The sequence below is a fragment of the Streptomyces sp. NPDC058701 genome (assembly GCF_042715295.1).
Lineage (GTDB): Bacteria > Actinomycetota > Actinomycetes > Streptomycetales > Streptomycetaceae > Streptomyces.
Window position 1 is genome coordinate 155,065 of the sequence record NZ_JBHXSY010000014.1, and the last position, 20,478, is coordinate 175,542.

Annotated in this window: 22 protein-coding genes; 9 read left to right on the plus strand and 13 right to left on the minus strand. The window is 74.8% G+C overall.

The genetic code is table 11. From position 1 onward, the window contains the following. Window positions 1–40 precede the first annotated feature (40 nt). Complete coding sequence (locus tag ACFWW8_RS17925) at window positions 41–775, minus strand: VanZ family protein (RefSeq protein ID WP_386529784.1); 735 nt, start codon at window positions 773–775, stop codon at window positions 41–43. Between ACFWW8_RS17925 and ACFWW8_RS17930 the strand changes: the two genes are divergently transcribed. Beyond that, the gene (locus ACFWW8_RS17930; protein WP_386529786.1) at window positions 774–1,157 is read left to right on the plus strand and encodes a hypothetical protein; all 384 of its coding nucleotides are present in this window, start codon (window positions 774–776) and stop codon (window positions 1,155–1,157) included. The genes ACFWW8_RS17925 and ACFWW8_RS17930 overlap by 2 nt on opposite strands. Before the next feature lie 4 nt (window positions 1,158–1,161). Here ACFWW8_RS17930 and ACFWW8_RS17935 read toward each other — a convergent pair whose 3' ends face one another. The 3 genes from ACFWW8_RS17935 to ACFWW8_RS17945 form a co-directional block, all read right to left on the minus strand. Then, a complete protein-coding gene (locus tag ACFWW8_RS17935) occupies window positions 1,162–1,377 on the minus strand; it encodes a hypothetical protein (protein ID WP_386529788.1) in 216 nt (71 codons plus the stop codon). Window positions 1,378–1,608: 231 nt separating this feature from the next. After that, window positions 1,609–2,466: an arylamine N-acetyltransferase gene (locus ACFWW8_RS17940; RefSeq protein WP_386529789.1), complete on the minus strand. Its 858-nt coding sequence runs from the start codon at window positions 2,464–2,466 to the stop codon at window positions 1,609–1,611. A 40-nt stretch (window positions 2,467–2,506) separates the two neighbouring features. Then, window positions 2,507–3,649 (minus strand): NADH-quinone oxidoreductase subunit D, encoded by a 1,143-nt coding sequence (locus ACFWW8_RS17945; protein WP_386529791.1) that lies wholly within the window; start codon window positions 3,647–3,649, stop codon window positions 2,507–2,509. A gap of 76 nt (window positions 3,650–3,725) precedes the next feature. Between ACFWW8_RS17945 and ACFWW8_RS17950 the strand changes: the two genes are divergently transcribed. Beyond that, window positions 3,726–4,217 (plus strand): PH domain-containing protein, encoded by a 492-nt coding sequence (locus ACFWW8_RS17950; protein WP_386529793.1) that lies wholly within the window; start codon window positions 3,726–3,728, stop codon window positions 4,215–4,217. 26 nt (window positions 4,218–4,243) lie between these two features. Continuing rightward, complete coding sequence (locus tag ACFWW8_RS17955; RefSeq protein WP_386529794.1) at window positions 4,244–5,749, plus strand: PH domain-containing protein; 1,506 nt, start codon at window positions 4,244–4,246, stop codon at window positions 5,747–5,749. A 67-nt stretch (window positions 5,750–5,816) separates the two neighbouring features. Here the strand turns inward: ACFWW8_RS17955 and ACFWW8_RS17960 are convergent, their stop codons facing one another. Then, window positions 5,817–6,497, minus strand: coding sequence for a response regulator (locus tag ACFWW8_RS17960; RefSeq protein ID WP_386529796.1), 681 nt, complete (start codon window positions 6,495–6,497; stop codon window positions 5,817–5,819). A 47-nt stretch (window positions 6,498–6,544) separates the two neighbouring features. Beyond that, window positions 6,545–7,744, minus strand: a complete 1,200-nt coding sequence (locus tag ACFWW8_RS17965; protein WP_386529798.1) for a sensor histidine kinase — start codon at window positions 7,742–7,744, stop codon at window positions 6,545–6,547. Window positions 7,745–7,850: 106 nt separating this feature from the next. Here ACFWW8_RS17965 and ACFWW8_RS17970 point away from each other — a divergent pair, with 106 nt between their 5' ends. Continuing rightward, a complete protein-coding gene (locus ACFWW8_RS17970; protein WP_386529800.1) occupies window positions 7,851–8,843 on the plus strand; it encodes an SAM-dependent methyltransferase in 993 nt (330 codons plus the stop codon). 140 nt (window positions 8,844–8,983) lie between these two features. On the opposite strand, the gene ACFWW8_RS17975 is transcribed toward ACFWW8_RS17970, so the two are convergent. Together ACFWW8_RS17975 and ACFWW8_RS17980 are read right to left on the minus strand one after the other, a co-directional pair. Beyond that, the gene (locus ACFWW8_RS17975; RefSeq protein WP_386529801.1) at window positions 8,984–10,537 is read right to left on the minus strand and encodes a M28 family metallopeptidase; all 1,554 of its coding nucleotides are present in this window, start codon (window positions 10,535–10,537) and stop codon (window positions 8,984–8,986) included. A gap of 284 nt (window positions 10,538–10,821) precedes the next feature. Next, the gene (locus ACFWW8_RS17980) at window positions 10,822–11,946 is read right to left on the minus strand and encodes a DUF5937 family protein (RefSeq protein WP_386529802.1); all 1,125 of its coding nucleotides are present in this window, start codon (window positions 11,944–11,946) and stop codon (window positions 10,822–10,824) included. Between the two features lie 152 nt (window positions 11,947–12,098). Here ACFWW8_RS17980 and ACFWW8_RS17985 point away from each other — a divergent pair, with 152 nt between their 5' ends. Then, entirely contained in the window at window positions 12,099–12,335 is a 237-nt protein-coding gene (locus ACFWW8_RS17985) for a hypothetical protein (RefSeq protein ID WP_386529803.1), read from the plus strand. A gap of 36 nt (window positions 12,336–12,371) precedes the next feature. On the opposite strand, the gene ACFWW8_RS17990 is transcribed toward ACFWW8_RS17985, so the two are convergent. Genes ACFWW8_RS17990 through ACFWW8_RS18010 form a run of 5 tightly spaced genes read right to left on the minus strand, consistent with a single transcriptional unit; the run spans window position 12,372 to window position 17,795 of the window. After that, on the minus strand, window positions 12,372–13,181 hold the full coding sequence (locus ACFWW8_RS17990) for a type III pantothenate kinase (RefSeq protein ID WP_386529805.1): 810 nt from the start codon (window positions 13,179–13,181) through the stop codon (window positions 12,372–12,374). Window positions 13,182–13,184: 3 nt separating this feature from the next. Then, window positions 13,185–14,156 carry a carboxylating nicotinate-nucleotide diphosphorylase gene (gene nadC, locus ACFWW8_RS17995; RefSeq protein ID WP_386529806.1) on the minus strand — a complete coding sequence of 324 codons (972 nt, stop codon included), beginning with the start codon at window positions 14,154–14,156 and terminating at the stop codon, window positions 13,185–13,187. Between the two features lie 2 nt (window positions 14,157–14,158). Beyond that, window positions 14,159–15,907 carry an L-aspartate oxidase gene (locus ACFWW8_RS18000; protein WP_386529808.1) on the minus strand — a complete coding sequence of 583 codons (1,749 nt, stop codon included), beginning with the start codon at window positions 15,905–15,907 and terminating at the stop codon, window positions 14,159–14,161. Continuing rightward, entirely contained in the window at window positions 15,904–16,896 is a 993-nt protein-coding gene (gene panC / locus ACFWW8_RS18005) for a pantoate--beta-alanine ligase (protein WP_386529810.1), read from the minus strand. The genes ACFWW8_RS18000 and panC overlap by 4 nt, the downstream gene beginning before the upstream one ends. Next, window positions 16,893–17,795: a Rossmann-like and DUF2520 domain-containing protein gene (locus ACFWW8_RS18010; RefSeq protein ID WP_386529811.1), complete on the minus strand. Its 903-nt coding sequence runs from the start codon at window positions 17,793–17,795 to the stop codon at window positions 16,893–16,895. Before ACFWW8_RS18010 ends, panC begins: the two co-directional genes overlap by 4 nt. Window positions 17,796–17,905: 110 nt before the next feature. Between ACFWW8_RS18010 and ACFWW8_RS18015 the strand changes: the two genes are divergently transcribed. The 4 genes from ACFWW8_RS18015 to ACFWW8_RS18030 all read left to right on the plus strand — a co-directional run bounded on the left by ACFWW8_RS18015 (window position 17,906) and on the right by ACFWW8_RS18030 (window position 20,449). Beyond that, a complete protein-coding gene (locus ACFWW8_RS18015; RefSeq protein ID WP_386529813.1) occupies window positions 17,906–19,048 on the plus strand; it encodes a threonine aldolase family protein in 1,143 nt (380 codons plus the stop codon). Window positions 19,049–19,402: 354 nt separating this feature from the next. Beyond that, entirely contained in the window at window positions 19,403–19,588 is a 186-nt protein-coding gene (locus ACFWW8_RS18020; protein ID WP_386529815.1) for a DUF397 domain-containing protein, read from the plus strand. 80 nt (window positions 19,589–19,668) lie between these two features. Beyond that, window positions 19,669–20,268: a hypothetical protein gene (locus ACFWW8_RS18025; RefSeq protein WP_386529816.1), complete on the plus strand. Its 600-nt coding sequence runs from the start codon at window positions 19,669–19,671 to the stop codon at window positions 20,266–20,268. A 13-nt stretch (window positions 20,269–20,281) separates the two neighbouring features. Further along, a complete protein-coding gene (locus ACFWW8_RS18030; protein WP_386529818.1) occupies window positions 20,282–20,449 on the plus strand; it encodes a hypothetical protein in 168 nt (55 codons plus the stop codon). Window positions 20,450–20,478: the final 29 nt, after the last annotated feature.

Sequence of the window (20,478 nt, forward strand, 5' to 3'; positions counted from 1 at the left end):
CCTCGCCGCGTGGTGGGGCCGCGCCGACCGGAGGTGCGGGTCAGCCCGTCGGCGGGGTCGCGGGCTCGGGGGTCGGCGCGGGCTCGTGCGCGGGGCGGAGCCGCTCCGGCCGGGCCTGCGCCGTGGTGCGCCACCAGCGGCGCGAGGCCAGCGCGGCGACGGCGGCGCCGGCGGCGTTGACCAGGACGTCGTCCACCGAGGACACCCGGTCCAGCCGCAGGACGTACTGGGCGCTCTCCACGAGGACCGAGCAGCCCGCTCCGAGGGCGAGGACCCGCGGCACGGACGCCAGCGACGCCCACCGCATCGGGGCGAAGAACCCCAGCGCCGCGAGGACGAGCAGGTTTCCGGCGATCCCGAGCGGCCCCATCGTGACCAGGTCCCGCAGCGGTACGAAACTCAGCCGGCCCGGGACGACGCCGGCCCCGGAGCCCGGCATCAACGTCATCCACACGAACGGCACCGTCCCGTGGACCATGCCCACCTCGGCCAGCGACGTCCGCCAGGCGGAGGTGGCGCCGGCGGCCCGCCGGCGGACCGCCAGCGCCCAGGCCACCAGCACGGCCAGGGGCAGCGTGACCAGCGTCATGAGCACCACGCCGTTGAACGTGTCGAGGCAGCCGTGCCAGCGTCCGGCCATGCACATGGGGGCGGACATCATCAGCGGCCGCCGCACGGCGAGCACGGCTCCCGCCAGGCCGAGGACCGCCAGGCCGAGGAACACGATCGTGCGGGTGCGGCGGGGCGGCGCGGACGGGGTGGGGTCGAGGTTCATGGCTCCATGGGACACGGCGGGCCGTTGCGCGGGCGTATCGGATTCTCGATACGCCCGCGATACGCGGTTCCGCGGCGGCTCCGGTCCGGGCGCGGACCCCGGCCGCCGGACCCGGCCGCCCGCCCCGACCGCGTACGACCTGATCAGTCAGGCCAGGGGTGCCCGCCACCAGCAGTGGAGTGCGGCTCCGCGCGACCTGGGCGGCGACCTCGGCGCCGCCAGTTCCTCCCCGTGGGCGAAGGCCCGGGCGCAGGCCGCCTGGATCTCCGGCGTGGACACGGGGATCCCGGCCGCCCACGCCGACCTCTACCGGCGCGGCGTCGCCGCCGGCTCCGGAGCGGGCAGCAGCTCCCGGCTGATCGGCGTGCTCGGCGGCCGCTGAGGCGTCAGAACAGCGGGAGCTGCCCCGGGTGTTCGGACAGGACGAAGCCGTCCAGGGTCGGCGCGGAGGCGCCGAGCACCACCCGGGCCCGGGAGCCGGGGCAGGACACCAGGTCGCCGCGCCCGCTTCCGCCGGGAGGGTCGTGGCGGGCGATCCGGCCGGCGGTGACGGCGCAGTCGCGGCCGCAGGCCGGGCAGGCCCGGCGAGGGGAGTGGGACATGACCCCAAGTCTGCCCTGCCGCACGGACATCGCCGGCCCGGTCCACCCCCCGGCCCCGCCCTGAGCGGACCCGAGCGGACCTGTGCGGACCGGGACGGCCCTGTGCGGACCGGCACGGGCCCGCACGGACTTGAGCGGGCCCGCACGGACTTGAGCGGGCCCGCACGGACTTGAGCTGACCTGTACGGACCGGGCGGGCCCGTACGGAGCCGGCGTCCGACCCGGGCGGGGTCAGGCGCCGGCGGACTTCCGGGTCAGCCACGCCTCGTGGGCCCGCCGCGCCGCGGCCCACAGCGCCGACCGGTCCGCCGGGGTCAGGTCGTCGAGCCGCCGTCCGAAGACGTCCTCGATCGCCGCGCGGAACTCCTCCGGGCCCGCCAGCTCCCGCTCGCTCGTCCCCCGCACGGGATCGATCCTGCTCAGCACCCGGCCCCGCAGCACGTCCACACCGTCCGCGTCCCGCCGCAGCAGCGCGAAGGTCCGTACGAAGGGCGACTCGGCGGCGGTGGAGAGCCAGGTGTGCTTCGCCGCGAAGTCGGCCGTGGCCGCGGGGGCGTCGCGGAAGTTCACCCGGGGCATCGGCCCGCCGGGATTGCGGTAGGTCCAGCCCGGGCCCTCGCCGTCCAGCGGCTCCAGCCGTTCCATCACGTACCGGAAGCCGCCCCGCTCGTACGTGCCCGCCCGCAGCGGCAGCGGCTCGTGCGGGCCGTCGCCCAGTCCGGCGTCCACGAAGTAGGCCTCCCCGCCGACCCGGACGGTCAGGGCGAGGTGGTCGCCGCTCACCGCGCGGGACGCGGGGTCGGCGTTCACGCCGCCGAGGTGGCGGGTCACGTCGTAGCCGAGGGACGCGAGGAGCAGCGCGAAGGCGCCGTTGAGGTGGAAGCAGTAGCCGCCGCCCCCGGCGGCGATGCGCCGCGCCGACCGCTCGGGGTCGATCCCGGGCGGCCGGCCGAGCTGGATGCCGACGTTGTCGTACGCGACGCGCTCCAGGTGGGCCCGCTGGAGGGCGAACAGCCCCTCGGCGGAGGGGGCGCCCGGATCGGGGACGCCGAGCCGCCGCAGGTAGTCGGCGCGTATGCCGGGAATCATCCGGCCACTTTAAGGGCTGTCCCGTCATCCCCGGCGGGCATTACTTGTCGATGTCTCCGACGACGAAGAAGAGCGAGCCGAGGATCGACACCATGTCCGCGACGAGCTGCCCGGGCAGCAGCACGGCGAGCGCCTGGATGTTGTTGAAGGAGGCGCTGCGCAGCTTCAGCCGGTACGGGGTCTTCTCGCCCTTGGAGACGAGGTAGTAGCCGTTGACGCCGAGCGGGTTCTCGGTCCAGGCGTACGTGTGCCCCTCGGGCGCCTTGAGGACCTTGGGCAGGCGCTGGTTGACCGGCCCCGGCGGCAGCTCGGCCATCCGGTCCAGGCAGGCGACGGCCAGGTCCAGCGCGTTGTGGGTCTGGTCCAGCAGGACCTCGAAGCGGGCCAGGCAGTCGCCCTCGGTGCGGGTGACCACCTTCAGGACGTCCTGGAGCTCGCCGTAGGCCAGGTACGGCTCGTCGCGGCGCAGGTCGAAGTCGACGCCCGACGCGCGGGCGATCGGGCCGGACACCCCGTACGCGTGCACCGCCTCGGCGGACAGCACCCCCACGCCGCGCGTGCGGCCGCGGAAGATCTCGTTCCCGTGGACCAGCTTGTCGTAGACGTCCATCCGGGTGCGGACGTCGGCGATCGCGGCGCGGGCCCGGCCGAGCCATCCCGCCGGGAGGTCCTCCTTGAGGCCGCCGACGCGGTTGAACATGTAGTGCATGCGGCCGCCGGAGATCTCCTCCATGACGGCCTGGAGCTCCTCGCGCTCGCGGAACGCGTGGAAGATCGGGGTGATCCCGCCCAGTTCGAGCGGGTACGAGCCGAGGAACATCAGGTGGTTCAGCACCCGGTTCAGCTCGGCCAGCAGGGTCCGCATCCACACGGCCCGCTCGGGGACCTCCATGCCGAGCATCCGCTCGACCGCCATGACGACGCCCAGCTCGTTCGAGAACGCGGACAGCCAGTCGTGGCGGTTCGCGAGCATCACGATCTGCCGGTAGTCGCGGGCCTCGAAGAGCTTCTCGGCGCCGCGGTGCATGTAGCCGACCACCGGCTCGGCGCTGACGATCCGCTCCCCGTCCAGGACGAGGCGCAGCCGCAGGACGCCGTGCGTGGAAGGGTGCTGGGGGCCGATGTTGAGCACCATGTCGGTGCTCTCCGCCGCGCCGCCGATGCCGACCGTGGTCTCCGTCATGCGGGCATTGTCTCAGCAGGAGGGGAGGGATCGTCGATCCGTCCGGATCGGCGGCCCGCCCGCCTAGGGTGGACGCATGGAAACGGGGACATCGGGTGGGACGGGCGGGCCCGAGTGGGTGGGGCTGCCGGGCGGGCTCCTCACGCTCAGGCGGCTGCTGCTGGTGATCTGGATGACGCTGCTCGCGGCGGTGACGGCGGTCGTCCTCGGCCTGGCGGCCGGCCCGGCGTGGGCGGTGGCCGGGGCGTTCTGGCTCGCGGTGCTGGCCTGGGGCTGGGTGATGCTGGGCCGGAACTGGCGGTCGTGGCGGTACGCGGAGCGCTCCGACGACCTGCTGATCAGCCGGGGCGTGCTCTGGCGGGAGCAGACGGTGGTCCCGTACGGGCGGATGCAGCTGGTCGAGGTGACCTCGGGCCCCCTGGAGCGCCGCTTCGGGCTGGCCTCCGTCCAGCTGCACACGGCGGCCGCGGCGACGGACGCCAAGATCCCGGGGCTGGTCCCCGCCGAGGCGGAACGGCTCCGCGACCGGCTCACCGCGCTCGGCGAGGCAAGGTCGGCGGGCCTGTGACCCCGGCCCGGGCGGGGGACGAGCCGGTGACCACCGGTCCGGCGGCCGGCGAACCGCCGGCCGCCCGGACCGCCCCGGAGCCGGGGGGCGGCGTGGCGGACGGTCCCGCACCCTCCGCCGAACCGCCCTACCCCGAGCCGCCCTACCCCGAGCCGCCCTCCGCCGAGGTGCCCTCCGCCGAGGTGGCCTCCGAGCGGCGGCTGCACCCCTTCACCCCGCTGCGCCGCGCCTGGGTGCCCATCGCCGCCACCGTCGGCGTGATCGTCCAGCAGGGCGACCGGGCGGGGGAGTGGGTGGCGGACCTGTCCGCCCTGCTGCGCGTCCTCGCCGTGCTCGCGCTGGTCCTCGTCTTCGGCACGTACGGCTTCCTGAGCTGGTGGTTCACGCACTTCGCGGTGACCGGCACCGAACTGCGCATCCGCACCGGCCTGTTCTTCCGCCGCACCGCGCACATCCGCCTCGACCGGCTCCAGGCGGTGGACGTCACCCGGCCGCTGCTGGCCCGGCTCACCGGGGTCGCCTCCCTGCGGCTCGACGTCATCGGGACCGACGACAAGGACGAGCTCGCCTTCCTGAGCGAGAAGGAGGCCGTCGCCCTGCGCGCCGAACTCCTCGCCCGGGCGGCGGGCTTCACCCCCGAGGAGGCCGTGACGCTGGGCCAGGCCCCGGAGCGGGAGCTGCTGCGGGTCACCCCCCGGGACATCGCCGTCTCCCTCGTGCTGAGCCTGAGCGTGCTCGCGGCGCTGGCGGGCGGGATCGTCGCGCCGGTGTGCGTCTGGTGGATCAGCTCCAGCCCGTGGGCGGCCGTCGTCACCCTGCTCCCGATGCTCGGCGCGGTGTGGGCGGGCAGCGTCGGCCGGTTCCTCACCGAGTACGACTGGACGGTCGCGGAGTCCCCCGACGGCCTGCGCCTGGACCACGGGCTGCTGGACCGGGCGCACGAGACCGTGCCGCCGGGGCGCGTGCAGACCGTACGGATCGTGGAGCCGCTGCTGTGGCGGCGGCGGAACTGGGTCCGCGTGGAGCTGGCCGTGGCGGGCTCCAAGAACGACGTCCTGGTCCCGGTGGCCTCGCGGGACGCCGCGTACGCCGTGATCTCCCGGGTCCTGCCGGGGGTGGACCTCGCGGCGCTCGCCTTCGAGGGCTCCCCGCGCTCCGGGTCGCGCTGGGTGGTTCCGCTGTGGTGGAAGGGCTACGCCCTGGCCGTCTCCCCGGACGTGTTCGCCGCCCGGCACGGCCGCCTGTGCCGCCGTACGGAGATCGTCCCGCACGCCAGGGTGCAGAGCGTCCGCCTCTCCCAGGGCCCCTGGACGCGGGCCCGCGGCCTGGCCGACGTCCACGTCGACACCGGTGCGAACGGCACGGTGACGGCCCGGCTGCGCGACGCGGCCGAGGCCGCGGAGCTGCTGCACGCCCAGGCCGCCCGCTCGCGCACCTCCCGGGCCGCGGCCCGCCCGGACCGCTGGATGACCCGGGGCCCGGCCGGAACCGACGAGGGCCCCGGCCCGGGAGGGCCGGCCGGAACCGGCTGAGCGCCGGCCGGAGCCGCCCGAGGGCTGCCCCGTCGTCCCCGGCCCGCCGGGGACCGCGGGACAGCCGTCAGCCGGCCGCCGGGCCGCCGCCCGCGCGGACCAGGCCCGTCTCGTACGCCAGGACGACGACCTGGACGCGGTCGCGCAGCCCGAGCTTGGTCAGGATGCGGCCCACGTGCGTCTTGACGGTGGCTTCCGACAGGACCAGCCGGGCCGCGATCTCGCCGTTCGACAGGCCCTGGGCGACCAGCAGCATGACCTCGCGCTCGCGCTCCGTCAGCCGGTCGACCTCCTTGTTCCGCGGCTCCTCCGTGGTCGTCGGCAGCATCGGCGCGAACCGGTCCAGCAGCCGCCGCGTCGTGGACGGGGCGACGACCGCGTCGCCGCTGTGCACCGAGCGGATCGCCGCCAGCAGCTCGGCGGGCGGCACGTCCTTCAGCATGAAGCCGCTCGCGCCCGCTTTCAGGCCCGAGAAGGCGTACTCGTCGAGGTCGAAGGTGGTCAGGATGATCACCTTGGGGTGTTCGGGCGGCTCGCAGATCCGCCGGGTCGCCTCGACCCCGTCGAGCTTGGGCATGCGGACGTCCATCAGCACCACGTCCACTTTGGTGGCCCGCAGCACCTCCAGCGCCTCCAGGCCGTTGCCCGCTTCGGCGACGACCTCCATGTCCGGCTGGGCGGCGAGCACCATGCGGAAGCCGGTGCGCAGCAGCACCTGGTCGTCGACGAGCATCACGCGGATGGACATCAGTTACCTCGTCCTCTTCAACTTCAAGAACTCCAAGAACTTCACGGTCAACTCTTCTTCAGGGGAAGCAGCGCGCTGATCCGGAAGCCGCCGCCCGGCCGCGGCCCGGTGTCCAGGGTTCCGCCGACCATACCGATCCGCTCGCGCATGCCGATCAGCCCGTGCCCGGCCCCGTCGGCGCCGCCGTCCTCGTACAGCTCGTGGGCGGCGCCCCGGCCGTCGTCCTCGACGAGCAGGCCCAGGCCGTCGTCGAAGTAGACCAGCCGGACGCTGGCCCGCGCCTCCGGGCCGCCGTGCTTGCGCGTGTTGGTCAGTGCCTCCTGGACGATCCGGTACGCCGTCAGCTCCACCCCGCTGGGCAGCTTGCGCGGCGCGCCCTCGACCTCGAAGTCCACCGCGAGCCCGGCCGCCCGCACCTGCTCGACCAGCACCTCGATCTGCTCGACGTCCGGCTGCGGCACGTAGTCCTCGGACTCCTCGGGTTCGCCGGTCCGCAGCACGCCCAGCAGCCGGCGCATCTCGGCGAGGGCCTGGCGGCCGGTGCCCGAGATGGTCTGGAGGGCCTCCTTGGCCTGCTCGGGGGCCACGTCCATGACGTACGCGGCTCCGTCGGCCTGGACCACCATCACCGAGACGTTGTGCGCGACCACGTCGTGCAGCTCGCGGGCGATCCGGGCGCGCTCGGCGGCGACGGCGACCTTGGCCTGCGCCTCGCGCTGGTTCTCCAGCCGCTCGTTGCGCTCGATCAGCTGGGCGTAGTAGGCCCGGCGGGTGCGCAGCGAGTCGCCGGCCACCCAGGCGAGGGCGAAGGGGACGATGACGAACAGGGCGAACAGGACGCTCTCCGGGTCGCTGAGGCCCTTGTCCACGCCGAAGCGCAGGAAGTACAGCGGCGAGGCCAGCAGGCCGACGCCCAGCGCGGTGCGCGAGACCCAGCGCGGGAGGTCGCCGGCGGCCACGGTGTACAGGATCACGAGCATGGCGACGTCGGTGAACTGCGCCTCGATGCCGAGGCCGAGCTGGTAGAGGCCGGCGCCGAGGGCCAGCCAGAACATCGCCTGCGTCCACTTGCGGCGCAGCGCCACGACGGCGGTCATCGCCAGGGTCACGGGGACCGCTGCGAGCCGGTGGCCGGTGCTCGCGCTCATCGACGCCACGCTCAGCATCGAGAACCCGAAGAAGAAGACGGCCCAGAAGCTGTCGACGCCCGTCGGGTGTCTGCGGAGGAATTCGTAGAGGCGCTGCACGTAACCCAGCGTAGGGAAAGGAGATAGGTGCTGGAGTCAACCACAGGTGCGACCTTGCACCGGGGGCGTACTCCCGAAGGTGGACCCTGAGCTTAGCCTTTGCGTGATGAGCACCCAGGGTGAACGAATGATTCCGGTCCGGTGGCGGGCGGCGATGGAGGCCGCGCTGTACGGGCCCGGCGGCTTCTACGTGCGGCCGGGCGGCCCGGGGCCCGCGGGGCACTTCCGCACCTCGGTGCACGCCTCCGGACTGTACGCGGGCGCGGTGGCCCGGCTCCTGCTCCGGGTGGACGCCGCCCTCGGGCACCCGCCGGCGCTGGACCTGGTCGACGTGGGCGCCGGGCGGGGGGAACTGCTGACCGGGGTGCTCGCCGCGCTGCCGGCGCGGACGGCCGCGCGGGTGCGCCCGTACGCCGTGGAGCGGGCGGAGCGGCCGCCGGGGCTCGACCCGGGCATCGGCTGGGGCGCCGCCCCGCCCGAGCGGACGACCGGGCTGCTCTTCGCCAACGAGTGGCTGGACAACGTGCCGCTGGAGGTGACGGAGGACGGGCGCTACGTCCTGGTCGCGCCGGACGGCACGGAGACCCCCGGCGGCCCCCTCGACGACGCGGACCGGGCCTGGCTGGAGCGGTGGTGGCCGGGCGGCGGCCGCGCGGAGGTGGGCCGCACCCGGGACGAGGCCTGGGCGGCGGCCGTGGCCACCGTGGAGCGGGGCCTGGCGGTGGCGGTGGACTACGCCCACGTACGGGAGGCGCGGCCCCCGTACGGGACGCTGGCGGGCTTTCGCGCGGGCCGGGAGGTGGCGCCGGTTCCGGACGGCGGCTGCGACGTCACGGCCCACGTGGCCCTGGACGCGTGCGCCGGGCCGGGAGCGGTCCTGCTGACCCAGCGGGAGGCCCTGGCCGCCCTCGGCGTCTCGGGGGCCCGGCCCCCGCTGGCGCTGGCCTCCACGGATCCGGCGGCGTACGTCCGCGCCCTGGCGGCGGCCGGCGAGGCGGCGGAGCTGACGTCCGCGGCCGGCCTGGGCGCGTTCGGCTGGCTGGTCCAGCCGGTGGGCATCCCGGCGTGGCCCGGGGACGGCGGCGCCGCCGGGACCTGACGGGCGGCGCGGCCGAGGGGACTCCGGCGGGGCTGCCGGAGGGGCCGGGCACGCCGGAGGGGCCGCAATCCCCACGGGATCGCGGCCCCTCCTCACCGGAGGCGGGCGACCGCTGTGGGCCACCCGCCTCCGGCTGCTGCCTACTGCTTGACCTCGTCGTGGCCCGGGTGCAGGCCACCGCCGCCGCCGCTGCCGCCGGGGGTCGGCACCGAGACGACCGGCTTCGTCAGCGGGGCCAGGTCGTGCGCGTAGTGGCCGACCGCGTCCGCGATGACGTCGACGTTGATGTCGAGCGCCTTCTGGTCGATGTTGTTGATGTCGTCACCCTTGCCGTGGTAGTTCACGTCGTAGGCGACACCCGCCTGACCGCCGAACTTCGCGGCCTCCTCGGGCGTCTTGATGCCCTCGGCGCCGGTGAACGTGCCGCCGGACGGGATGCCGACCTCGATGAACGGGCCGTAGTCCGAGCGGCCGGAGAAGTCCGTGCCGGCGTGCGGGATCTTCTTCGAGTCGAGGAAGTCGGTGATCCCCTTCTCCAGCTGGGCCGAGCCCGCCGGGCCGGGGCCCGAGCCGGTCGCGTCCGAGTCGTCGCCGTCGTAGACGAAGTACGCGGCGTTCGGCGAGCCGATCATGTCGAAGTTCAGGTAGAGCTTGATCTGCTTCTTCTGCGCGTCGGTCAGGCCCGCGACGTACGCCTCGGAGCCGAGCAGGCCGAACTCCTCGGCCGACCACCAGGCGAACTTGACCTTGTTCTTGATCTTCGTCTGGCTGCTCGCCAGACGCTGCGCGACCTGGAGGATGCCGGCCGAGCCGGAGCCGTTGTCGTTGATGCCCGGGCCCACCGCGACCGAGTCGAGGTGCGCGCCGAGGAAGACGGTGTTGTCCGCGTCGCCGCCGCGGGTCTCGGCCACCACGTTGTACGTCTTGCGGTTCTCGCGCAGCTCGCGGATGTCGAGGGTGACCTCCACCGGGCCGGCCGCGGCGTCGGCGGCGAGCCGCTCGCCCTCGGCCTGGGTGACGCCGCCGGTCGGGACCTTGCCCGCGGCCGGGTCGCCGAGGGTGCCGTTCAGGGCGCCCTCGGTGTTGTTGAAGATGATCGCGCCGACCGCGCCGGCCGCCGCCGCGTTCTCCTGCTTGACCGCGAAGGCGCAGCCGCCGCGCTTGACCAGGGCAATCTTGCCGGTGAAGGCGCCGGCGGCGAAGTCGCCGGGCTCGCAGCCGTTGGTGCCGTCCGCGTCGACCGGGGCGACCGCCAGCTGGGCGGTGACGCCGCCCTCCGGGCCGCTCTTCGTGTACGTCATCAGGTGGATCGGGACGTCGCGCCCGTTGGAGCCGTTCACCGTGAGGGTCTCGGCGACCGTCTCGACGTACACGAAGTCGAACTCGTTCTTCGTGACCTTGTATCCGGAGGCGCGCATCACGGCCTCGACGTACTGGGCGGACTGCACGTGGCCTTTGGAGCCGGCCACGCGGGTGCCCTTGTTGTAGTCGGCGATCGCCTGGAAGACCTTCAGGTGGTTGTTGGCTCCCTTACCGGTCGCCTCCTTGACCAGCTTCTTCGCCAGCGCGTCACCCTTGGCGCGGTCGCTCTGCGGGCTGCCGGTGGCACCGGCCGGCCCGGCGAGCAGCAGGGGGGAGACAAGGGCCGCGGCCGCCAGGGCGGCGGTTGCTGCGGCTATACGGCGTGAGGGCATGTAGGTCCTTCCACGACAAAGACGAGCAGGGCAGGTCAGGTGGAGCGGTGGGACGGTGCACCGTGCGCGAGGGCCGGTGGCAGCGGTGGTGGCACGTTAAACAGCAAGTGGCCACTCTGGCCAGAGTTTTCACTGATTCCGGTTTATGAATTCCGTATATCGGTGAATCTGCGCCGATCGAAACAGGCCAAACCCAGGCCCCGTTCGGCCAAGGTCGGGCCTGGTCCGGGCAGGTTCAGGCCATGTGCCGACCACGAAGGGGGGCGCCGGCCCCGGCCGGGTCCTCAGCGCAGGATGCCCTCGATGAAGTCCGACCCGATGCGGGCGACGGCCGTCAGGTCCAACTGGTGCTGGACGTAACGGCCCTGGCGCCGCGTGTGCATCAGCCCGGCCCTCTTCAGGACGGCCAGGTGCCGTGACACCTCCGGCGCGGTGATCCCGTACACGGCCGCCAGCTCGCTCGTCGTGTACGGGGCCCGGGCCAGGCTCCGGCACAGCCGCATCCGCATGGGATGCGCCAGCGCCTCCATCCGCAGCTGCAACAGCTCCACCGAGCCCGGCGCGGAGGCCGGTGCGGGTGAGCCGAGCGGATAGTGGATCACCGGCCGCCACCCCGGTGCGTGCAGCACGAGCAGGTGCGGCCAGCCGAAGTTGGTCGGCACGAGGACCAGGCCGCTGCCTATTCGCGGATCGGTGGCGGTGGTCGAGCCGTTCACCATCTTGTCGGCGGTGACGGTGGTCAGCGCCTCGTCGACGCTCAGCGCGGAGGAGACCTCCTTCAGCGCGGCCGGCAGGCCCTTGCGCCGCAGCACCTCCGCCTTGTGCCGCGCGTCGGCGCTCTGCCCGGGCTCGATCCGCTTCCAGGTCTCCGCGAAGAACGCCGCGTCGCAGTCCTCCAGCAGCCGCCGCATCCACACCCGGACCCCGGCGGTGTCGTCCAGCAGCCGGACCGAGAAGGCCAGCTGGCGCGGGCCCCGGGCCGCGGCCGCCTCCAGGGCCCTGGCCCGGGCCCCCGGGTCGGTGAGCGGCGAGGGACCGCCGCCCACGTTGTAGAGCGCCAGCCAGCAGTGCTCCAGGGCCGCCATCACGAACTGCTCGTCGTCCATCCGGTCGAGGACGTCGAGCTCCCCGGCCAGGGTCGCGGCGGGCCGGCCGCTTCCCCCGGGGGTTCCGGCGAAGGCCATGAAGAGGTCCGAGAAGGAGCTCCGCCACATGAAGTCCGCCTCCAGCAGCCGGTCCGCGAGGTCCGGGTCCAGGGCGGCGGCGGTGGCGGTCGTCCAGGAGGTCAGCCGGGGGTGGTGGGAGGGCTGCGCGAGCGCGTGCAGGGCCATGCAGAGCTCCGCCAGCGGAGAGGGCGCGAAGACGATCCGCTCCGCGGGGAGCCCGGCGATGTCGATGGTGACGCTCATCAGCCCATTCTGCCGGTGGGACCGCCTCGCGGGGCACGGGGGGCGGGGCCGGACGGCCTACCGGCCCCCCGCCGGGACCCGCCCCCCGGCGTCGATTGACGGCCGCCGTCAATCGACGGGCGGGGACGCCGGACCGGGGTCAGGGTGGAGGCATGAGCGCCATCGAGCAGTACCTCATCGACACCTACCGTGCCTCCCGGCACGGCGACCCGATGCCCCCGCCCCCCGGCCGGGACGACGTCGCCGCCCTGCGCGCGGTCCGGTCCCACGCCCGGGCCGAGGCCGTCCTGGAGGGACGCCCGGCCGGCCATCCGTGGCGGGCCGCCCTGCTGCGGCTGCTGCGGCACCCCGCAGGGCCCGGCGGGACCTGCGCCACCCCGCGGAGCTGACGGGGGGCGACGCCGGTCACCGCGGGCCGCGCCCGCTCACTCGAAGTTGGGCGCGTTGCGCTCGTACACCAGCCGCAGGCCGATCAGGGTCAGCCACGGCTCGTGGTCGTCGATCACCGCGGACTCCCCGAGGACGATCGGTGCCAGGCCGCCCGTGGCGATCACGCGGACGTCGTCCGGGTCGCCGTGCGGGCCCGCCAGCTCCTTCGCCATCCGGGCGACGATCCCGTCGACCTGGCCAGCGAAGCCGTACACCACGCCCGACTGCATCGCCTCGACCGTGGACTTGCCGATCACGTTGCGCGGCCGGGCCAGCTCGATCTTCCGCAGCTGGGCGCCCCGTACGCCGAGGGCCTCCATCGAGATCTCGATGCCCGGGGAGATCACACCGCCCACGTACTCGCCCTTCGCGGACACCGCGTCGAACGTGGTCGCCGTGCCGAAGTCCACCACGATCGCCGGGCCCCCGTAGAGCTCGACCGCCGCGACCGCGTTGATGATGCGGTCCGCGCCGACCTCCTTCGGGTTGTCCATCAGGATGGGCACGCCCGTCTTGATCCCGGGCTCCACCAGCACCGCCGGCACGTCGCCGTAGTAGCGGCGGGTGACCTCGCGCAGCTCGTGCAGGACCGACGGCACCGTCGAGCAGATCGCGATGCCGTGGATGCCGTCGCCCAGCTCGGTGCCGAGCATCGGGTGCATGCCCATGAGGCCCTGCATCAGCACGGCCATCTCGTCGGCCGTGCGCCGCGGGTCGGTCGAGATCCGCCAGTGCTCGACGATCTCGTCACCGTCGAACAGGCCCAGGACCGTGTGGGTGTTGCCTACGTCGATGGTGAGGAGCACGGGTTACACCGCCTCGCGCAGATCGAGACCGATGTCCAGGATCGGGGAGGAGTGGGTCAGCGCGCCCACCGCCAGGTAGTCCACGCCGGTCAGGGCGTAGTCGCGGGCGGACTCCAGCGTCAGGCGGCCGGAGGACTCCAGCGTCGCGCGGCCGGCCACCAGGGCGACGGCCTCGGCGGTCTGCGTCACCGTGAAGTTGTCCAGCAGGATCAGGTCCGCCCCGGCCTCCAGGACCTCGCCGACCTGCTCCAGGGTGTCGACCTCGACCTCCACGGGCACGTCCGGGAAGGCCTCCCGCACGGCCGCGAAGGCCTGCGCGACGCCGCCCGCCGCGATCACGTGGTTGTCCTTGACCAGCGCCGCGTCCGAGAGGGACATGCGGTGGTTGACGCCGCCGCCGCAGCGCACCGCGTACTTCTCCAGCGCGCGCAGGCCCGGGGTGGTCTTGCGGGTGTCGCGGACCTTGGCCGTGGTGCCGTCCAGCACGTCCGCCCAGCGGCGGGTGGCCGTCGCGATGCCCGACAGGCGGCACAGGATGTTCAGCGCGCTGCGCTCCGCGGTCAGCAGATCGCGGGTACGGGCGCGGACCGAGAGCAGCAGCTGCCCCGCCTTGACGGCGTCGCCGTCCTCCGCGTGCCGCTCCACCTCGAAGGCCTCGGTGCAGACCACGGAGAACACGGCCTCGGCGATGCGCAGACCGGCCACGACGCCGTCCTCGCGCGCCACGAAGTCGGCGACGGCCTCGGCCTCCTCGGGCACGGTCGCCACGGTGGTGACGTCCACCCCGCCGTCCAGGTCCTCGGAGAGCGCCATGTGCGCGATGTCCTCGACCTCGACCGGGTCCAGGCCGGCGTCCGCCAGCAGCTGCGCCAGCGCCGGGTCGAGGCCGGTCTCCTCGCCGTCACCGCAGCCGCAGTCGTCGCCACAGCCGCCTTCGGTGCGGTCGATCAGGGGGAGTTCGTCGGGGGTGCTCACGGTCACTGCTCCAGGCTCTGGGTGGTGAGGGGGTGTCGTACGGACGGGAAGTCCGCGGAGTCGGTGGGGGTGACGACCAGGGCCCGCTTCTCGGTCGCGGAGAGCCGGACGACGAGGTGGCGGCGCCAGTCGGCGTCGTCCCGGTCGGGGTGGTCCTCGCGCCAGTGGCAGCCGCGGGTCTCCACCCGCTGCCGGGCGGCGGCGACCAGCACGCGGGCCACGCACAGCAGGTTCGTGGCCTCCCAGGTGTCGACGCCCGGCTCGGCGGTCTTGCCGTGCGCCTCCAGCTCGTTCAGGGCGGTCGCGTACAGCCCTTCGAGGGCCTCGGCCGCGGTCCGCAGCGAGCCGGCCGAGCGGAGCACGCCCGCGCCGTCCGTCATGATCCGCTGGACCTCGTACCGCGCCCCGGAGGGCTGGAGCGGACCGGTCGCGGGGACCGGGACGCCGGGGCCGCTGCCGGCCGGCGGGGAGGCCACGATGTCGTCGGCGATCCGCTCGGCGAAGACCAGCCCCTCCAGCAGGGAGTTCGAGGCCAGCCGGTTCGCCCCGTGCACGCCGGTGCAGGCGACCTCGCCGCACGCGTACAGACCGGGGACCGTGGTCCGCCCCTGCAGGTCGGTGCGGACGCCGCCGGACGCGTAGTGCGCCGCGGGCGCGACCGGGATCGGCTCGGTCACCGGGTCGATGCCGTGCGCGCGGCAGGCGGCCAGGATCGTCGGGAAGCGCTGCTCCCACATCGCGGCCCCGAAGTGCCGGGCGTCCAGGTACATGTGCGCGGCGCCCTGCTCCTGCATGCGGCGCATGATGCCCTTGGCGACGATGTCGCGCGGCGCCAGCTCGGCCAGCTCGTGCTGCCCGGTCATGAAGCGCACGCCGTCCGCGTCGACCAGGTACGCGCCTTCGCCCCGCACCGCCTCCGACACCAGCGGCTGCTGCCCCTCGGCGTCCGGGCCCAGGAACAGCACCGTCGGGTGGAACTGGACGAACTCCAGGTCCGAGACCTCCGCGCCGGCCCGCAGCGCGAGCGCCACCCCGTCGCCGGTGGACACCGACGGGTTCGTGGTGGCGGAGAAGACCTGCCCCATGCCGCCGGTCGCCAGGATCACGGCGGGCGCGTGGACGGCGCCCACCCCGTCGTGCTGGCCCTCGCCCATGACGTGCAGGGTGACGCCGGCCGTACGCCCCTCCGCGTCCTGCAGCAGGTCCAGTACGAGCGCGTTCTCGACCGTCTCGATGCCCGCCGCCTGCACCGCCCCGACCAGCGCCCGGGAGATCTCGGCGCCGGTGGCGTCGCCGCCCGCGTGCGCGATCCGGCGCCGGTGGTGGCCGCCCTCCCGGGTCAGCTCGATCTCGCCCGTCTCGGCCGAGGTGTCGAAGACGGCGCCCGCGGCCATCAGCCGCCGCACCGCGCCCGGGCCCTCCGTGACGAGCAGCCGGACGGCCTCCTCGTCGCACAGGCCCGCGCCCGCGACCAGCGTGTCGGCCAGGTGCTGCTCGGGGGTGTCGCCCTCGCCGAGGGCCGCGGCGATGCCGCCCTGGGCCCAGCGGGTGGAGCCGTCGTCGAGACGGGCCTTGGTGACCACGACGGTACGGCGGCCCCCGGCCGCGCAGCGCAGCGCGGCCGTCAGGCCCGCGACGCCGGAGCCGACGACCACGACGTCCGCGTCGATGGACCAGCCGGGGGCCGGGGCGTGCAGCCGTATGCCGGTACCGGCGCCGGTGCCTGCGGTGCCTCTGCCTGGGGTGCTCACGAGTGTGCTCCGAACTCCAATGGGATGTTGTCGATCAGCCGGGTCGTGCCCACCTTCGCGGCGACGGCCAGGACGGCCCGCCCGGTGAACCCGGGGGCGGCCTCGGTGAAGTCCCGCGGGTCCACCAGCGCCAGGTAGTCCAGTACCAGCGGCGGCTCGTGGCGCCCCGCCTCCTCCAGCACGTGGCGCGCCGCGGCCCGTACGGCGTCCGGCAGCCCGGCACCCGCCGCCGACACGGCGTGCGCGTCCGCGGAGGCGCGGATCTCGCCCAGCCTCGCCAGCGCCGAGGCCCGCTCGTCGCTGGCCGGGGACGCCTCGGCGCGGGCCCGCAGCGCCGCCTGCGCGGCGAGCCGGTCCCGTCCGGCGAACAGGGCGCGGGACAGGGCCAGCGCGGTGCGCCGCTCGGCGGGGGACAGGTAGCGGTTGCGCGAGGACAGCGCGAGCCCGTCCTCCTCGCGGACGGTCGGTACGCCGACCACCTCCACCGGGAAGTTCAGATCGGTCGCCATCCGCCGGATGAGCGCCAGCTGCTGCGCGTCCTTCTGGCCGAAGAGGGCCAGGTCGGGGCGGGTGAGGTGGAGCAGCTTGGCGACGACGGTCAGCATCCCGTCGAAGTGCCCGGGACGGGTGGCCCCTTCGAGGCGGCCGCCCATGGGCCCGGCGCTGATCCGCACCTGCGGGTCGCCGCCGGGATACACCTCCTCGACGGCCGGGGCGAACACCGCGTCGGCGCCCGCCTCCCCGGCGATCGCGAGATCGGCGTCCAGGGTCCGCGGATAGCGGTCGAGGTCCTCGCCCGCCCCGAACTGCAGCGGGTTGACGAAGACGGTGACGACGACCTGGCCGTCCGGCCCGGCCTGCTCCCGCGCGGTGCGGATGAGGGTGGCGTGGCCCTCGTGCAGCGCGCCCATCGTCATCACCACGGCCCGGCGGCCGGTGCGCGGCAGCGCGTGCAGCTCGGCCGCGGTGTGCAGCAGCAGCCGGCTCATGCGTTGCCGTCCTCGTCCGCGAGCACCCCGAGGAGGTCCTCGGCGAGTTCGGGCTTGAGCAGACCGTGCGCGAGGGCCCGGTCGGCGGTGGTCCGGGCCATCGCCAGGTAACCGGCGACCGCGCCGGGCGCGTGCCGGCGCAGCTCCGCGACGTGCGCGGCGACCGTACCGGCGTCCCCGCGGGCCACCGGGCCGGTCAGGGCGGCGTCGCCGGAACGCAGGGCGTTGTCGAGGGCCGCGCCGAGCAGCGGGCCGAGCATCCGGTCGGGGCGCTCGACCCCGGCCGTGCGCAGCAGCTCCAGCGACTGGGCCACCAGGGTGACCAGGTGGTTCGCGCCGAGGGCCAGGGCCGCGTGGTAGAGGGGGCGGTTCTCCTCCGCGATCCACTCGGGCTCACCGCCCATCTCGATGACCAGCGCCTCGGCGGCGAGCCGCAGCTCGTCGGGGGCGGTGATCCCGAAGGCGCAGCCGGCCAGCCGCTGCACGTCCACCTCGGTGCCGGTGAAGGTCATCGCCGGGTGCAGGGCCAGCGGCAGCGCGCCGGCCCGGCGTGCCGGGTCGAGCACGGCGGTCCCGTACCGGCCGGACGTGTGGACGAGGAGCTGGCCCGGCCGGACGGCACCGGTCTCGGCGAGGCCCTCGACCAGCGACGGCAGCGCGTCGTCGGGGACGGTGAGGAGCACCAGGTCGGCCCGCTCCAGCACCTGCGCGGGCGGAACCAGCGGTACGTCGGGCAGGAGCCGCGCGGCGCGGCGCACGGAGGCGTCGGAAACTCCGGACACGGCGACGGGCACGTGCCCGGCCTGCTGGAGCGCACGGGCCAGCGCGGGGCCGACCCGCCCGGCTCCTACGACGCCGACGGCCAGCCGGGCAGGGCGGGGCTGCTGTGATGGGTTCACGCGGGGAGGGCCTTCCGTTCCAGTCCGCGGGGGGTACCGGACGATACGCCGCCATGCTAGCCCCTGGCCCTGGGCCGTCCCGTGTGGCCGGTCGGCGATGATCGGGAGCTATGAACGAGGACAGCAGCGGGCACGACGAGGACACCGCGCGCACGAAGCGGCTGGTGGCGGCCTGGAAGGGGGCGGACCGGACCCTGTCCCGGAGCCTTCTGGAGCCGACGGTGGAGGAGCTGCTGGATCTGCTCCGGGACGCCCCGTACGCCATGGACGAGCCGGCCGACGTGTACGGCGACGGGGTGGTCGCGGAACTGGAGCGCAGGGTCGCGGAGCTGCTGGGCACCGAGGACGCGGCGTTCTTCCCGACCGGGACGATGGCGCAGCAGGTCGCCCTGCGCTGCTGGGCGGCGCGGACCGGCAACCCGGTGGTGGCCCTGCACCCGATGTCCCACCCGGAGCGCTGGGAGGGCGGAGCCCTGTCGGCGGTCTCCGGCCTGCGGGTGGCGCACCCGACGGTCGAGCCGCGCCAGCCGACGCCCGCCGAGGTCCGGGACCTCGCTGAGCCCTTCGGCACGCTCATGCTGGAGCTGCCGCTGCGCGACGCGGGCTTCCTGCTCCCCTCGTGGGAGGAGCTGGAGGCGCTGGTCGACGCCGCCCGGGAGCGGGACGCGGTCGTCCATTTCGACGGGGCCCGGCTCTGGGAGTCGACGGTGCACTTCGGCCGCCCGCTCGCGGAGATCGCGGCGCTGGCGGACTCGGTGTACGTGTCCTTCTACAAGTCGCTCGGCGGCCTCAGCGGCGCCTGCCTGGCGGGCCCGCGGCCCTTCGTGGAGGAGACCAGGGTCTGGCGCCACCGCTACGGCGGCCAGGTCTTCCGGCAGTTCCCGCAGGCTCTGTCGGCCCTGGCCGGCCTGGAACGGGAGCTGCCCCTCCTCCCGGCGTACGTCGCGCAGGCGCGGATGGTGGCGCGGGCCCTGCGGGACGGTTTCGAGGCGGCCGGGACCCCCTGGTTCCGCGTCCACCCGGAGGTGCCGCACACCCACCAGTTCCAGGTGTGGCTCCCGTACGGGGCGGACCGGCTGACCGAGGCGGGCCTGCGGATGGCGGAGGACACCGGCCGGGTCCTGTTCCGCCGCTGGTCCGAGGACGGGCCGCCGGGCCTGTCGCTGACCGAGCTGGAGGTGACGGAGCCGGGCCTGTCGTGGACGCCGCAGGAGGTCGCGGAGGCCGTGGCCGCCTTCACGGCACGCCTGTAGGCCACCGCTGCCGGGCCCCGGCGACCGGCGGCGGCGCTCGCGCCCGGCCCCCGCGCCCCGCCGTCGGGGGGCCCCCCCCCCCCGGGGGGGGCCCCCCCCCCCAACCCCCCCCCCACCCCCCCCCCCCCCCCCCCCCCGAGCAGAAACAAACACGAAAAAAAAGGGCCCCCCCCCGGGGCGGGCCCCGGGCGCCGGGCGGGGGCGCCCGCCCCCGCCCCCCGCCCCCCGCCGGGGGGCCCCCGGCGCGCGGGGGGCACGACGCACCGAATTCCGCCAATGTCACCGGCCCGAAGCCGCCGCGGCGTTACCTTCCCTTCACAGGAATGACCGGCGACCGCGCCCGGAGGAGACACCATGACCGCTCAGCCCGTGTGGCAGAAGTCCTCGTTCTGCGACGAGGGGGACGCCTGCGTCTACGTCGCCGCGACCCCCGGTTCGCTCGTGCGCGTCGCCGACCGCGCCGACCCGGCGCACCTCGTGCTCGCCACCACCCAGTCCGCCTGGGCCGACTTCCTCCGCGCCGTCAAAGAGTCCGGCTGACCGGCGGCGCCGGCGCGCCCGCCGCGCCGACGCCGCTCATCAGCAGGGGTTTTTGTCCGATTAGCGAGTATCTTCGGCCCATGCCCACGCCCTACGGATCCCGCGGCGGCATGGCGTTCAGCCCTGCTGAGCTGCACGTGCTCAGGCGCTCGCTCGCCCACGCCCTCCAGTCCTCCTCGGCCCCCCTGCCGGCCGCGGAGGTCCAGGACTGCCTGCGCCTCGCGCGCGCGGTGGACGACGCGGTGGCGGAGGCGGTCCGGCTCAGAGCCTTCCTCCTGGAGGATCTCGGCCGCTACCGGCGCGCGCTCCCCGGCAGCCTCTCCGGGTACCTGGAGCTGCTCCAGGACGCCCTGGCCGCCGGTTACGAGCCGGTGCCGGACGACCTCGCCGCCCTGCGCGCCCTGCGGGCCAACCCGCTCGCCGCCGCGCTGCTGGACCGGGCCCGGGCCGTCGCCGAGCGCTCCGTACGCAGACGGCTCTCGACCACCCCCGCGCCCCGCAGCCGGCTGCTGACGCTCGCCGGGGTGCAGGGGGGCGGCCAGGGCGGGCGCCCGCCCGTTCCGGCGCCGCAGCCCAAGGACCGGCCGAAGCCGGAACGGCCCGTGCCCACGCCCGGCGAGGTGTTTCCGCCGCGCCGCAAGCCCACCCCGCCCCCGGCGGCGGGACGCGCCGCCGGGTAGCTACGCTGAGGGCATGGACTACGTCTCCGCGCTCGTGCCCCCCATCGTGATGGCCGCGTTCTTCATCGCTCTCGTCGTGACGATCGTGAAGACCCAGGGCGGCGCCAACAAGGCCAAGGAGGACGCGGCGGTCGACGCCGTGCTCGCCCGGGCCGAGGCCGCCCGGCAGCCCGGGAAGTAACACCCCGCAGCCTTCGGGCACCCCAGGGC